We start from the raw sequence: 16588 nt of genomic DNA, 5'->3' as shown, positions 1-16588 counted from the left end.
CCCATTAGATCAAGCAAATGGGCTGTCAACCCCTAAATTAAGTTCAATTTTTCAAAAATGGAAATGAAGTAGCAGCCCTAATATATAAACTCTCTGTAGACTCATGCATTTTGTAAATTACGCCAGCAAATTTATAGTATTGGATATTTTCTGGGGTTCTACAGATTAAAAAAGCGGGGCCTCCACTAATCCCGCCTAAACAGTTTGGTTCTAGCTCATAAGAGCTTGATATCCAGTGCTCTCTTTCAAACTCACAGCAAATGTAATCTGAATAGATATCAGACACGCGGCACGCCCCACTGCTATAAGACCCAAAATTAATTTCCGCATAAGAATCAAGTCTACGTAAATCACCAGGGAATCCACTGTATGCAACAAAATCATTATTTTTGACAATTGCTAAATCACCGTCATGGATGCGGAAAAATGCTTCACCAATACCAATACTCCCCTCTGAAACCATGGAGGCCTGCTCTTCGGTCAATTCAAAAGCAACCACATCCAAGGCCTCATCTTCATATATCAACTGCTTTTCAGGATCAAAATGGACATTTGATATTGAGAAAAATATTTCCCTCTCCTCTCTCAATCTCTTCCTATAGTGCTTAAAAACATGATGACACGTCAAAGCTAAAAATTTATTTTGATATTGCAATAAAGTAGACGTGCCATTATTAATCGATACTCCTGCATCTTTTCCGGGGGTCAACCCAAAATAAATTGGCTTACAAAATCTCAATGGAAATCTTTCCATTTGCTGAAGAAGGTCTGTCTGCATATTCATTTTTTTATTATCCAATTAAAAAACAAAACCCCCACCATTGCTGATGAGGGTTTGCTTTTCTGGTGGGCCCACCAGGACTTGAACCTGGGACCAAAGGATTCCGGTTTGTGTTGCTTTCACAACTCCCTGGACTATGCCTTCATCATATGCTCTCGCACTTAGATGGGTGCCGTCTAGTCTCTACACGTTCAACAATACTTTCGCATTGAAGCTTCGCTCGGCGTTGCCATATTCGTTTAAAACGATTTGTGTATTCGACTACAAATACAACAATTCGTTTAAACGTCTTTAGGTTTCTCCGAATTTGACACCATCCCTTATGCAGTTTCCACGCATAAGGCACAACTTTCGCTATGAGTCCTCTGCTCTAACCAACTGAGCTATAGGCCCTAAAACTTCACATTACTTGCCGCACTACTTCTGCACTCACTAGGCCAGTAATTAGGTCTAAAAAGTGTAGAAGCACTGTAGAAGCAATTTTTACTACTTTTACTACACTTAACTGCTTGATTTAATTAAGTAATTTTAATAAATCAAAAAACTTAATTAGATTATGAGTGCAGACACCCAAAGTAGACCCATATAAACAGAGGGTCTGCGGGCGGTCAGTGTCAGTGTGTATGCAAATGTGTAAGCAAATTCGTGGATTTAGAAGAACCGTTCTATCGGTCTTTGGTTACAAGATCTAAAGGATTTTTGGAGCAACCACCTAACACTTCGTTGCTTCAAACAGTATTTTCTTAGGTTTGATAAGCGTTACTTTAAGTAACGCTTATTTGTAAGGTAATTTTCTTTTAATATTTGAAGTAGTAGCAAAGCTAATCTTTGTCACCCCGTTGGTTTGGGCCAAAGCCATGATTTCAGCTACCCGCCCATAAGGCACTGCTTGATCCGCCTGAATCTGTACCTGAAAATTAGGGCCTGCCTTTGCCTTGAATATCTCTACTAGTTCAGAATCATTGATAGCTTTGTCATCAAACTGAATATGTCCATTTGAATCCACTGCCAATACAGAATTCTTTGTTGGCACTGCCTTATTGAGCTCTACTGTTTTGGGTAAATTAACTTTCATTGATTGCGGCACGAGTAATGGCGCAGTCACAATAAAGATCACCAGCAATACCAACATCACATCAACTAGTGGCGTGACATTGATTTCTGCCATTGTTTGCATGCTACCGCGATCTAATTTCATAGCCATTGCATTTCCCCAATCAATGATGTATTTTTTTCACCTGAGCAACAGCCAAGCGCAAAAAATCATTGATAAAGCCATCCATATTGGTACTAGTTAGCCTTAATTGACGTACAAAGTAATTGTAGAAAAACACTGCTGGCAAAGCCACTGCAATACCAATTGCTGTAGAAATGAGTGCCTCACCAATCGGCCCAGCCACCATATCAATACTAGCCTGCCCTGAATCACCAATGGCTTTGAGGGCATCCATAATCCCCCAAACCGTACCAAATAAACCAATAAATGGTGAGAGCGAACCAATCGACGCCAACTCGTTTAAACCCTTTTCACGCTGTCGCATGATTTCTTCCGCTTTTTGCTGTAGAGGGCGCTCTAACACTTCATTGACCTCACCGGCATGCCTTAATGAGTGTGGGTTACTTAAGTACTCGTCATAGACAATAAAGCCAGCATTAGCTATTTGTCCCAAATCAGTCTTGTTATCTACCACAGCAGATCTTGCTCCTTCCCAGCTAGTGCAATTCCAGAAAGACTTAGAAAATGCTCGGTCATTTTGACTTACTTTTCGACTTTGCAAGAGCTTATATAGCGCCAAAACCCAGGTAAAGATGGAGAGTAAGACGAGTAAGCCCAACACGATACTAATAACATTTGCATTCACATTCATAATGACTTTCTTCATCTGCTATTTAAACTAAAGGTGACCGGGATGCGCAGTCTTTGTACATAAGGCATACCATCTCTTTTAGCGGGTATAAAACGCCACTGCCTAACAGTCTCAAGCGCCGCTTCATCTAACAACTTAATGCCACTACTAGCGGCCATTCGCACATCTGTTGCGCTGCCATCGGTCAATACCTCTGCGGTAATGATGACTACACCCTCTTGGCGCATCTTACGAGAATAGATTGGGTAACGCGGCTGGGCATTTCGCAAACTTTCTGACTTGTAGTCTGCATCAGCTGTTCCGCTAGATGAGCCTGCTGATTGCGCTTTGCCACCGGATAACTGGGCTTGCATTTCATTACTGGAAGATGCAGCTTGAGTGCTGGGTTGATTGCTTGACTGATTGTTTGACTGAGCGCTCGATTGACCTCCTGATTGTGGCCCACCGGAGGCACTGCCTGAGGCGCTACTAGGGGCACTACTGGCAGCTGGTGTTCCGCCTGATTTTGCAACTTCATCAGAAGCGCTTGATGTACCAGCGCCTTTACTAGGTGGCGCAACTTCAGGCGCATCTTTATCTTTATTCTTTTTATCTACCATTGCAGGCAAAGTCGGGGCAATCACGTCCGCTGACTTTGGCTCAGCTTGTTTTAGATCGACTTTATTTACCACTACCTCTTGCTGAGCCTCGCTTTGAGGCTGAACCTTTTTTTCTTCTGGATTTTGTACTTCGATTGCTGGCAGTAGCTTTTCCGGTATCGGCTCAACCTTAATGGGTTTAATAGCCTGTATAGGCTTAATGATCCCCTCGTTAAACTTCACCACCGGTGTGTTGTCCGTATTTTGTGGAGCTTCGATTGGCAAGGATTGTGTAGCAGGCTTGATGCTATCTGCTCTAGAAGCAGCCGCTTGCTTTTGCTCTGATTGAGGCGAGATGGTCTTCTCAACAATACTTTTAGGAATAACTACTGGATTACTTAAATCGATTTGCAGCTCATCATTGAGCTCATTCTTGCCTGTTTGCTTGATAGACAACAGAGAAAAAATGACAGCATGAAGTGCTAATACCAACAGCAATATACGCCAGTATTTTTCTAAAAACTCCTTAGATGTTGGCTCTTGACGCGCATAGCTGGGGATATAAATACTGGCAAAACGCATCTAGTGATCTTGTGATGACTTATTGTAAAAGCGCAGCAAAGCCACTAAAAGTCTGCATTTTTTACTGCACACAACTTAAATAACTCGCCTCATAGCGCATGACGCACGCTTCACTAGGAGATCCAACGGTAACTGATCCACCAGATTGATCGTACATAATTTCAGAGGCTAGCTGAGTGAATTCATTATTAAATGAATTTTGTAATGCTCCACCACTACTATATTGAGCAAATGTTAAATTACTCATACTTGTCGTACTACTAGATGACGCACTAGCCGTTGTATCGGTCACGCTGTAATTCAGCCCTGATCCAGATAATCCAGACACTGTACCGCCACTATTAAAGATACTTACGATGAGGCCGCTACCTGCTGGAGTAAAGCCGCTACCACTAGAGATGCCAGCATTAAAAGCAATATTGCCTGTTTGAGTCGTCAAGCTTAAGGTTTGATTTGCAGTGCCATCACCCAAGGTAAAGCCTTTGGCGGTATAAGTTTGATCACCTGTAGTGGAGACATTTTCCTTAATGGTTACTGTGCCCACCAAATTGGCTGGAGTTGTATCAATGGCGCTATACAGCGCACCAGTCGCAGCATCTTGAGCGCCGGTAGAAGCAGTTAGACTCTTCAGAGCAGCAACTCCACCTACAACATCATTAAAGACGATGCTTGGAGCCTCATTGGCGATGGTCACCGCTTTGACAAATAAGTTGTGTGTACCAGCGACAGTATCATTAATCGTTCCATTGAAGATAATCGCTGGATCTTCTGATAATAAAACGCGGGTTGGGCCATTACTACCGTTATCCCCCACCAATAGACTGCCGTTATAGATTTGAGTTAAGCGAGTAGTAATATCCGCATTTAAATTAATCGTATTGGCACTGACTGTTAAGTTAGCCAAATTGTTACTTGATTGCGATTGATAGCTAGCATAGGTAGTTGGGCTATAGCTTTGTATGCCTGTGTTGTATGTCTGGGTAGCAACTCCCACTTGGCCATTGAACGTTACTTGACCAGCTGCAGCGCTGAGTACTAAGGATTGATTAGTGGCACCAGCATTTAGCGTGCTAGCAAATGTAATGTTGCCTGCGGAGGAGCTTAAGGTCGTACTGTTAACAGAGTTGTTAATTGTCACAGCGCCGTTATAGGCCTGGTTACCAGAGCTTGCAATATTGCTAGCTAAAACCACTGCACCATTTACCGTCAGGTTAGGGAGAGTTACACCTGAAGTGCTAAAGGTTCCTCCAGAAGAATTGAGCACGCCAGTGCCCAATGCGGAGCTACTCCCAGCAATTAAACTAGAACCCGCGGCTAAGGTAGTGCCGCCGCTATAGCTATTACTGCCAGTAAGCGTCAATGCACCAGCACCAGATTGGGCAATGGAACCCGTACCAGAGACGTTATTAGCAAAAGTGGTTGGTAAGCCACTGGTAAAGCTCAGGGTTCCGTTATCGGTGATTGCAGAGGTTGGAGTTAGAGCGCTCAGGTTGGCAGCGTCATACACAACTGTTGTTGCTGTTGGAATCACTACCGTGGCCACATTACCCAGTGTAGGAATGGCCCCGCCTGCCCAGTTGCTCGCATTTGACCAATTGCCGCCCGAAGTGCCCGTATAGGTTACCGATGCTAATTGGGTGATCGTGCCGATATTGGCAGTTATCTGATTGCTTGAAAGGACATAGTTACCAGCATCATTACCAGTCAAGCCGACCGATACAGTCACTGATTTGCTAGTGCCTACATTGGCATCAGCATAGGTACCTGTTCCTGCGATAACGACTGCATCACCAGTCTTAATAGATGAACTCGCTGCAGTAGTGTTTAAGCTTAATCCAGAAATCGCAGTGCTGCCGTTATATACCTTGCTGATACCAGATACGCCCAATTGATTTGCAGCCAGCGTTAAAGGCGTTACGGTTAAAGCGCCTGTGAGCACAAGGGTATTACTAAAGTTAGTACTCGAACCCGTCATAGCACCGTTTGATAACTGATAAGAACCCACATTGGTATTACCAGAACCACTGCTAGTTGCCCCTGTTGGTGAAATCGTAAAGCCTGCTGTTCCACCAGCGCCATCATTCACGCTAAACGCATTACCGATAATGACAGGGCTCAGCGTATGGATGGTATTAACTGAACCACTCGACGGGCAACCAGAGACTGAACAGCTGAGATATTGCGCAGTAGCGGTATACGTTGGCGCGGTACCGTATGTGGTGGTTACTGGCGTAACCTGAACTAAAAGTTGATTGGCAGCAACGATGGTGAAATTACCAGCAACCGGAGTAATAGTGTAGTTGCCATTATTAGCAGCGACACCACCTGGAGTTAAAACACCTGTGTAAGAGCCAGCGCCATTAGTAGAGGCATTACTGCGAGTAACCGTCAGGGTGCCACTAAGCGCAGAGCTAGCAGTTTCACCGTTCACAAAGCCTGAGTACGCCACACCGTTAAATCCTACTGTATCGGACTGCGTCACAAACTTAGACGCATTATTCGCAGTAATCGTTAAGGCTGCGGGCGTAACCTGACTTGTACTGGAATTAGCTAAAGTGACCGCATAATTTGAGCCGCCATTGCCATCGCTAATGGTGGCACTGTTTAAGCTGACTGATTTATTGGTTCCAACGTTTGGATTATTACCAGTAAAGACAACAGATGCAGCACTCACCGTATCCCCACCAGCTAACTGAGAAGACATTGTTGCTAAATTAGCAGCCGTCATATTGTAGGTATATCCACCGTCATACACTTTGGTGATAGATGGTGCACTTAAGGTGATAGCAAGCGGTGTAATCGACACGCTCGTGTTGGCTACGTTAATCGTGTTGTAGTTAGATACCAAGAAACTACCGTTTGGCGTTAATACCAAACCATTAACGCTAGCTAATTGCTGATTGCTTTGGACATTCTTGGTAGTTAAGTCAGCCGTACCGCTGCCCGTAAAAGTTTGGCCAGCGACACCTGAAATTGTCAAACTAGATCCAGCAATTGTCGCAGTACCGTTATAGACCTGTGTACCGGTAACGCTTAAGTTAGCCTTGCCTATCGTCAAACTACCATTGGTATAGCTAATGCTGTAGTTACTTGAAATCGCACCACTTGCAGCATTGGGGGTGATGCTCAAGTTATCAGCAATAGCCGTGGTGCTTGCATTTAATCCACTAGCCAATCCACTTAAAGTGAATGTCTGAGCACCGATACCAGTAGAAACGGTTGTTCCACTAATAGCGCTTGCAGCCCCCCCATTCAGGCTCACAGTTACGCCTGTATTGGTTTGGGTAGAACCGTTATAAGTCGGGGTGTTATTTGCCCCAGTGATCGCTAAAGTTGCCGGACTAATCACCAAGTTTCCAATCCCATTGCCTGTAGAAGCGATTTGATAATTTCCATTGGTAATTGCTACTTGCTGGGCATACGTTCCTGCATTGGTCGTGGTCGATAGGGATACAGGTGTGGTGCCGCTGTAGAGACTTACGCTCGCACCGGGATTATCGCTGCCAACTAAACCAACAAAAACTGGCGTGCTTAAAGTTGCCAAGGTTCCGTAAACACTTGTTGCGTCTGATGTTGTGTAAGTAATTGTCTTGGGGCTAATGGTGGCAGACACAGTGCCACCCGTTAAGGTGTAATTCGCATTACTCAGCGTCAAACCATTGCTAGCAAAACCAGTATAGGTTGTTGCATTAGGGCTTGAAACCGATGCAGCCCCACTAGCAATCGATGGCAAACTATCGCCGTTATAAGTAGTGCCACTCAAGCTATAGGTGTTGGCACTCGTAAATCCTGTGCTACCGTTGTAGGCTTTTGAAATAGCAATGCTTAAAGGAGCTTGATTGACTGTATAAGGAACGGAACTAGCCGCAGGATTAAATGCATAGTTCGTTGAACTGAGGCCACTGGCATAAGTCAGGTTATAAGTACCGGCATTCGATGAAGACGTCGGTGCATTGGTAATGCTCGCTGTACCAGATAGCCCAGTAGGTGACGCAGAGATGACTGATCCTGTACCAGCGCTATTGGTATTAAAGGTGTAATTGATGGTCGGCGTTGACCCATAAATACTTGTCTGACTTGGGGTGACGATGACGTAGGCTTGAGCCTGATTGACTGTATATGGAACAGAACTAGCCGCTGCATTAAAAGCATAGTTCGTTGAACTGAGGCCACCGGCATAAGTCAGGTTATAAGTACCGGCATTCGATGAAGACGTCGGTGCATTGGTAATGCTCGCTGTACCAGATAGCCCAGTAGGTGACGCAGAGATGACTGATCCTGTACCAGCACTATTGCTATTAAAGGTGTAGTTAACGGTTGGTGTTGCACCATAAATACTGGACTGACTTGGAGTAATGATTACATAAGCCTGGATTTGGTTAATCGTCAACGTACCTGCGGTAGTTCCTGCTGAAATTGCATAAACAGGCGAACTGAGACCACTTAAATAAAAGACATTAGAATAGGTACCAGCATTTGCAGATGAATTTAACGAAACATTCATTGCACTTGTTGTTGTGTTGTTTCCTTTAAATAAGGCTGCACCACTTACATTGATGGTCGAGTAATCAGATGACAGGTATGAGGTACCAGTTCCATTGGCTAGCGTATTCAACGTGTAGGTAATTGTTGGCGCAGAACCATAAGTTGGAGTATCAGATGACCCAAAAATTACATAAAGGTTGGGTTGCGTGCCACGATACATCGCATAATATCCAGCGCCCGAAGATGGCAAATTACTGGTAGTGACGCCGTAGTTTAGATAATCAGAAGTTTGTGCAGCAACAAATGCACTTAAATTACTACTCGAGACAGGTGATCCAGAGTACAAGGCAATAATGGCACCACTTCCAGCAGTAATTAAGCTTGAAGAACTGCTACCTAAAATAATATTGTTGGTAGTGCTAGAAGTCGCATCGTTAAAGCCCGCTGCCAATTTAATCGCTGGGGTTGATGTATTTGAAGACGTGCTAGTTGTTGTAATTGCATTGTTAACTGCTAAGTTACCGGTAATCGCCTTTACTAAAATCGTTCCAGTTGATGAGAGCCCTGAGTAAGTTGTACCGCCAATAGTCATCGATCCAATAGTTAGAGCTTGATTATTGCTGATAGATAAAGCGCCAAGGCTTGAAGCAGAGGCAATCGTTGAAAGCGTATTAGTTGCGCTGCTAAGTGTGATTGCTTGATTGCCAACGAGTGCTAGGTTATAGGCACTTCCACCGGAGGCTATGGCACCAGTGACTGTAATGGCGCCAGACGTACTACCAATTAATGAATCTGAACCCAAAGTAATGGCACCAGCATAAGTACCACCTGTAATAGAACTATTAGTTAGCGCACCACCATTAGAAATACCGGTACCGTTTAAGTTGAGGGTATTAGCGTTGGCTAATGTTTTGCCATTCAGATCAAGCGCTGTCCCGCTATTAACGGTAATAACACTAGCAGCTCCACCAAAGGCAGTAACACTTCCTGCTTGTAGGGTACCGCCAGATACTGTAGTACCACCAGTGTACGTATTGATACCAGCTAAATTGAGAATACCTGCCGCACCATTGGACCCCGTATATCCAGTAGCTGTGTTGTAAGCCACTGCAGTAGATCCGCTAATTGCACCACTTACTACACTATTAGCGGCAGTAGAGTTAACGGTTAGCGTCGTGACATTAGAGACGGAACCACCAATAGAGGCTTTACCTGAGCCAGAGTTGATGGTGAGGGTTGGCGCAGTAATAGTTAAAACTCCACCGTAGCCGAATACAGCTATACCTGCGGCACCATTTCCTGCGCCATAATGAGCTGTATTAGGCGGCGAAGAACCACCGTTACCAGAATTTGCGAGCAATGTTTGACCGGCAACACCCCCACCCACCCCATAAATTGCAGTACTTCCAGTAATTACCGAGGTGTAACCTGCACCACCAGAAGTGCTCACATTTCCAGACTGACCGGCTGAGCTTGCACCACCACCAGTTCCAGGGGCAGTATTATTGTTACTAACCGCGAGTGATCCGGCATTACCCATGTAAGTTAAAGTACCAAGGCCTTTAGTAGCAGATCCCGCAGAGTAGCTTCCACCAGAATTAGTTCCCTGGCCACCACCCGAACCACCATTTGAGCCAGAAATCGAGCCACAACATTGCGAACTAGCTACGCCGCCACCGCCACCGCCATATGCAGTTTCACTGACCAACCCACCGGCAATAGACGAACTTGATCCATTTGAACCGGCGGTGGAACTAGATCCAACATTATCTCCACCGACACCACCAGCACCAACTGCAATTGAAAAGTTGGTTGACGCTACAAGTTGAAGTGATCCAATACCAACAGCACCAGCTCCACCGCCTCCGCCAGTTCCCCCACCCAAAGTCTCACCACTACCGCCACCACCAGCAACCAATAGAACTTGATAATTTTGAGTTGATGCCGGGATCCAATGGAAAGTGGACGAAGAATACGAAAGAGAGCCGCCAGCAATTGAAATAGCTGAAGATACAGAACCAACGGTGTATGAGGCCGCTGCATTTGTACTTAAAGCGTAACAGCCGAGACTAGCTGTGCCGGAACAAGAGCCCGAATAAATACCTGATCCAGTGTATGAGCCATTAAACAGAATCAAAACATCTTGATAATTACTCGATGTTGCAGGTGCAGTTATGTTTCCTGCAATCGTTACATTTCCATTATTGGTTGAAGTTAGAGCAGTATCAGCACCTAATGTGAGATTGCCCCCATAGGTCTGATTACCACTAGTTGTCACATTGCCTGCAAGCGCAGTGGTACCATTACCTGTAGAGGTGCCTACAGCAGATGCAGAACATCCACTAGAGTTAATACATAAGTAACCCAGTGCACTGGTAGCACTATTTGCGCCGACGATTCCACCAAAAGCTGTCGTACCAGTACCGTTACTAGTAAAGAGACCATAGTAGCTGCCGGCAGCGCTGTCTACTGAAGAACCAAAGGTAATCGTGCCATTGGTATTGGCACTGCTGGTATTAAGAGTAGTCAGTGTGGTGTTAGCTCCCAAGGTGACTGCACCGGTATAGGTTTGGTTGCCAGCAGTATTGATATTGCCACTTAAGGTGCTGGTACCTGCAACAGATAAGCTAGAGGTATTGGCGCTATTGGTAATCGCTGCGCCTGTGCTCATCGATAAGGTAGAGCCTAATGCAACAGTGCCTGCATAAGTAAGATCCAGTGTTCCAGAGGAACCAATTGATACAGCACCAGCTCCTAGTGCAGTAGCGCTTGCAGCTTTAAGAGTGCCTGCAGAAATCGTTGTACCGCCGGTGAATGTGTTAGCTCCAGAAAGCGTCCAAGTGCCCGCAGCTAATTTAGTAAGTGCGCCTGATGAAGTACCGATGATTGAGGCAATGCTGCTGGCTGTGTTTGTACCAGTCAGTGTTAATCCATAGGCAGCACCAGTAATTGTGCCTACATTACTAATAACGATATTGCCACTAGAGGCATTAATCGATGAAGCGCTACCTAAGGTGATGAGACCAGCATAAGTACCAGCAGTACCTGAGCTATTTGTTAATGCACCAGCACTAAAGATACCTGTGCCATTTAAAGTAAGCGCATTTGTATTGGTGAGTGTTTGACCATTTAAATCAAGAGCAGCACCTGCAGCAACAGTGACAGCACCAGCTGATCCACCTAAGGCAGTTGCACTACCAGCTTTTAATGTTCCCCCAGAAACAGTTGTGCCGCCGGTGTAAGTGTTAGCGCCGGATAAAGTAACCGCACCGGCAAATCCGCTAGCCGTATTTACAGAGCCAGCCCCGGAAATTAAACTTGATATAGCGGAAGAGTTTGAGGATGCGCCACTATTAATAAATGAAAGTGATGCTCCACTCGAAATAGAAATCGGGAGTGCATACGAGCTAATACTATCAATATCAAATGAAACTGCCCCCGAGCCTATAGCTGCAGAAGTAATTGCATAAGCGCTAATATTTTCAGCTGTTGGAGCAAACCCAAGAGACCAGCCTGAGTTACTTGAAAATGCTCCCGTTACACCGTTAAAGGTATCGGTAACGATAGATGTTGTGTAACTGGTGCAACTTTGAATTGAGCAGAGAATTGGGGTTGACCGAATACTGCCGTTGTATCCCCATACAGAAGAGCTAAACGTAAATCCGGTGACGTTGCTTGCTGTACCCAAATTGGTCGTTGAAATAGCGGAAACACCATTTCCATTACCACCTGTGCCAAAGGTCGTATTACCGCTACTTTTTGTGATGGCCCCAACACCAGCAGTTATTGTGTTTTTACTTGAATCCCAATATAAATTCGTATACGTTTGACCATTCGTTGGGGTGGTGGTGTTAGGGCCATTTCCTGACCAACCGATTATTCCCCCCGTTGCGAAGCTGCTTCCCAATACTGCTGGTCCAGTAACAGTATTGGAGGCATATGAATTAGATACTGTACCTCCAAAGACGTTAGTGTAGTAAGCAATCAACCCTCCCACATAGCCACCATTGGTTGCAGCTTGAACATTGCCCGTAGCGTATGCATTTGAAATCGTTGACCAATTAGAAGAATCTCCTACCAAGCCACCCGTATTGCCACTAGTTGCATTTGTTACATTACCAGTCGCGTATGCATAAGTTAAACTTCCCCCACCACTACCATCTAGTTTTCCAATTAGCCCGCCAACGGAACTACCCCCAGCGCCATTTGCATTCACTGCCCCTGTTGCATAGGAATAGGAAATAGTGGTCTGATTTACATATCCGACTAGTCCACCAGTAGAAGAGTTGCCTACGGCAGTACCAGTTGACGTTACCGCGCCTGAAGCACCTGCATAGGATAATGTGCCATAATTATCTGCACCTATTAACCCACCAACGCCATTTATGGCCGTTACTGCCCCAGTAGCATAAGCATTGGTAATAGTAGCGTTTTTAACATACCCAATTAAACCCCCGACATAATAATTATTTGCGTTACTGGCATTGATATCAACTGTTGAATAAATATTGGCAAAGGTTCCGCCGTTACCGCCATTTGTACCAAACAAGCCGCCAGTGTGCGAGTTTGTGTTTGCGCTGGTTGTTGTAATATTTCCATTAACGCCAAGATTACTAATTGAGCCGTATGTATTTCCAAACAATCCAGTATTTGAAGATGCTGTTGAGTTGGTAATAGCTAGATTGCTAATTTGATGGCCAAAGCCATTCAAAGTACCCGAAAAATAAGCGCTATTACCAGCCGCAACTACTGCCTGGGTGTAGCTTGTTGCAAAGCTTAAGTTGCTTCCTAAGATATAGAGCGCAGTAGTACTACCAGTTGTTATTTGCGTAAATGCCGCCTCAGTATTGATCACAGTATAGGCATTCCCAGAGATGGCTATCACACCCGAGGTAGAGGCATTAATTTGACCGTTAAACCCTGTCGCTGCACCCGAATTTAAGATTGCTCCAGATGAAAATAAAGAGCCGCCAACTAAATAGCCGGTCGTTAAGCCTCCAGTTGGAGTGCTTGCTAGCCCCATCAAAATTTTACCGCCTGAGGTGTATCCAGAAATTGTGCTATCGCTTGGAGTTAGCGTGAGCGAGCCGCTACCAGTAACGGTTAATGAGCCTTGGGTTGACGAGGTTCCTATATAAATATCGAAACCCGACTTCAATGCAAGGGTATTAACAGACCACATTACATTGTCATTCACGTAAATACTTCCCTTTGTGCCGGATGAAGTTGCCGTGCAAGTTGCGTTGGCGCAAGTATTAGGGGCGGTAATGGTGACGCTGTTTGATGCCAATGCAGTTGTTAAGGCTGCGCCAGTAATATTGCCACCGGATGGAGCAATATAAAAATCATAGGGATCTAGTAACCAAGTACCGGCAGATCCACCGATGCTTGCTGATGAAATATTTGCAGTATTAGCAACATTCAAGATCTCGCCCGATGTCTCAATAAAGCCGCCATTACCAGTAGCGCCCATTGCTTTTGCAGACAAAGTGCCTGCTATCGAATTGCTATCACCCCACACCAATACATTGCCGCCATTGCCACTAGAGATCGCATTTGCTGAGAGGATGCTATTAGCATCCACTGTAGTTAACTGGGAAGTTGGAACAGTGATTACTGAAGAGAGGCTTGGTAGAAGCGCATCTTGCGCCGCGCTACCTGGAAGAGGACTTGCTTGGAAGTCGCGACCAGTGACGATGTTACCGCCACCTTGCTGGCCATTAGATTCTAATGTGGCGCCAATGAGGCTGGTGCTAATAAGGCCTGACTGAGCAATCGTGCCGCCTAGCCCTGCTCCACCGTTTGTCTGAATGTAACCAGAATTTTGGTAAGTACCCGCTGGGGAGCTCAGAATGATCAAACCGCCGTTATCGGCATTAGATTGGATGGTTGCTGCGGTGTTTAGAGAATTATTGCCAGCGATATAAATCTGGCCTGCTTGAGAATTGAGAACTACTTGAGGGGTGGAACTTGAATTACTACTTACTGCATTTGCTGTGATAACAGTAGCGTTATTTAAAGAAGTATTATTTGAGAGGATATTGCTTGATGGTGTGAAATTAACTGCTGCCAACAATGTAGCAACTTGGGAGTTAATAGAAGGGGGAGCTAAGGTAGAACCTGAACCAATGCTATTAGCCACACCAATCTGAATAATGCCACCCTGGGTATATCCATCAGCAGCAATGAGTGCACCATTAAAGGTATTGGCATTTTGAGCTGCTAATGTAATAGCGCCGCCAAGATTATTTTTACCAACTGCATCTACGATACCGTAGTTATTAATATTGCCGTTTACGGAAATAATATTGATCGAGCCACCGTTTTGACCATTAGCAGAAATATAACTAGTCGAATTTGTGTTGCTGCCAATATTAATATCACCGCTGGCAATGATATTAATAGAACCGCCATTTGAAGCATAAATTGTGCTATCAGAAGTTAAGCCATTTTGACCATTTTGACCATTCATACTATTGCGTCGATTATTCGCTGTGGCAGTATTTGCAGAATTCAAATTACCTGAATTTGTATTGTTATTACTGTTACCGTTCGAATTAATATTGCCCAGAATATTAATCATCGCTCCCGCTAAATAGATGCTCGAATTAGATCCGCCATTGGTATTGAGTGAACCAATGATGTTGATCGTTTGCGCTACTGCATAGACAGATCCTGCAGTGACATTGCTGTCCAAATTGATAGACCCACCTTGGGCATTGAGGTACAGACTAGTCAATGGATTAGCAGAATATACATCGGCCAAGAAAGTAATCACAGGGGTGCCACTCTGTGTGCATGCACCTACGCCGCAAGTTGCTGCAGTGGCATCTAAAGTAACGTTCGTTGTGCTTAATGCATTAGACAATACCGTTGCCGCATTGCTATCAATGATGATGGCCAAAGGATCAGTAATCCAATTGCCTGTTTTGCCATGTGGCGCAGTGGTATCAACCATTAATGAACTGCCGTAAGTGACTGTTTTTGCTGAGCTGGTATCAATGTTGCCACCATTACCGCTGATCGCTCCGCCCATTGCCTTAAGTGTGCCGGCAACTGTAGTTTGAACTTGTGACCAAATGGAGATGGAGCCGCCATTACCATTTTGGGTCGCTGAAGCATCAACGATTGCGCCTTTCGCAACGGTTACAACATCAGCATTTACTTGGCTTTGCGCAGTATTTGCGCTTGTTTTACCGATGAGAATTTGACCACCTGATGTAGCGCCAGTTGCAGTCGTTTTAGAGCTCTCATTGAGCTTAATTTGATTACCAGAAATAACGACTTGGCCGGCATTTTGAGTCTCTGAATTTGCACTTACTGTACCATTTTGATTTACCGTACCAGCGGTTAAAAATACTTTACCGCCTGATGTAGTAATCGAATCGGAGTTAATCGTACCGGTGTTATTAATGACGGATGCTTTTAAATTCGATGCAGCATTAGCAGCAATAATAATTTGACCACCGTTAGCAATAATCGCATGCTTGTTACTAATTAAACTATTAATCGCAGAAGCGTCAACGCTAATGTCGGTTAACTGACTGCCATTAAAAGATAATGTAACTTTAGTGCCAGAAACTAATGCAATGGTATTTGAATTGGAAATATTGGCAATTAATACACCTTGATTTTTTACTTCTGGTGCCATTAATGCAATATAGCCATTAATACCATTAGCAGTAATTGTGCCTTTATTAATCACTTTGCCAGATTCACCACCGGAAAAATGCATTTTTCCAGACATGTAATCCGAGTCTTTAATATCCATCGTAGTGGCAACTAAACCACCGGTGTTCACTTCAGCACCTTTACCAAACACGACGCCATTGGGATTAACAAAAATCACTTGGCCATTAGAGCGAACAGCTCCGTCGATCATCGATTTGCTTGCGCCATTGACACGATTGAGTGTTGAGCTGTTGGCATTGGGTTGATTAAAGTTCACCGTAGCATTTTTGCCAACGTTAAAGCTATCCCAATTAATCACAGCACGTTGTGTGCTCTGATTAATATTCATGACATTGCCAGCTTGGCTAATGCTTGCTTGCCCTGCGGCGACTTGGCCATTGGTAGGCAAGGCATTAGCGGCGGGGCCGGCAAAAGCACTGGGTATCACAAAGAGTGTTGCGCTTAGCGCAACACTAGCCATCATTGTTTTGCGCACACGAACACCATGCCCATCATGATGATGTGCATGCTTCTTACTTAACCAGAAAGAAATCCCCAAATTGCGGGAGGTGTTAGACAAAAGCAATAGCCCCAAATAAATTTGATAGAACTGAATTATTAAT

5 protein-coding genes are annotated in these 16588 nt (G+C 44.6%); all 5 read right to left on the bottom strand.

Annotated elements, in window-relative coordinates:
• Positions 1-43 precede the first annotated feature (43 nt).
• Positions 44-784, bottom strand: coding sequence for a hypothetical protein (locus A9236_RS01980; protein ID WP_048812153.1), 741 nt, complete (start codon positions 782-784; stop codon positions 44-46).
• Positions 785-1556: 772 nt separating this feature from the next.
• A complete protein-coding gene (locus tag A9236_RS01975) occupies positions 1557-1985 on the bottom strand; it encodes a biopolymer transporter ExbD (RefSeq protein WP_071467374.1) in 429 nt (142 codons plus the stop codon).
• Positions 1986-1998: 13 nt separating this feature from the next.
• On the bottom strand, positions 1999-2664 hold the full coding sequence (locus tag A9236_RS01970) for a MotA/TolQ/ExbB proton channel family protein (RefSeq protein ID WP_071467718.1): 666 nt from the start codon (positions 2662-2664) through the stop codon (positions 1999-2001).
• Positions 2661-3809 carry an energy transducer TonB gene (locus A9236_RS01965; protein ID WP_071467717.1) on the bottom strand — a complete coding sequence of 383 codons (1149 nt, stop codon included), beginning with the start codon at positions 3807-3809 and terminating at the stop codon, positions 2661-2663. Before A9236_RS01965 ends, A9236_RS01970 begins: the two co-directional genes overlap by 4 nt.
• A gap of 61 nt (positions 3810-3870) precedes the next feature.
• Positions 3871-16545, bottom strand: coding sequence for a filamentous hemagglutinin N-terminal domain-containing protein (locus A9236_RS01960; protein ID WP_143070564.1), 12675 nt, complete (start codon positions 16543-16545; stop codon positions 3871-3873).
• Between the last annotated feature and the right edge of the window lie 43 nt (positions 16546-16588).

It is taken from the genome of Polynucleobacter sp. QLW-P1DATA-2 (assembly GCF_001870365.1).
GTDB lineage: Bacteria > Pseudomonadota > Gammaproteobacteria > Burkholderiales > Burkholderiaceae > Polynucleobacter.
This window is presented reverse-complemented; position numbering and strand designations above follow the sequence as displayed.

What these genes read in the sequence shown, in the direction of transcription:
- A9236_RS01980 (WP_048812153.1), bottom strand. Translation starts at nt 784, where the DNA reads ATGAATATGCAGACAGACCTTCTTCAGCAAATGGAAAGATTTCCATTG.
- A9236_RS01975 (WP_071467374.1), bottom strand. Translation starts at nt 1,985, where the DNA reads ATGGCTATGAAATTAGATCGCGGTAGCATGCAAACAATGGCAGAAATC.
- A9236_RS01970 (WP_071467718.1), bottom strand. Translation starts at nt 2,664, where the DNA reads ATGAAGAAAGTCATTATGAATGTGAATGCAAATGTTATTAGTATCGTG.
- A9236_RS01965 (WP_071467717.1), bottom strand. Translation starts at nt 3,809, where the DNA reads ATGCGTTTTGCCAGTATTTATATCCCCAGCTATGCGCGTCAAGAGCCA.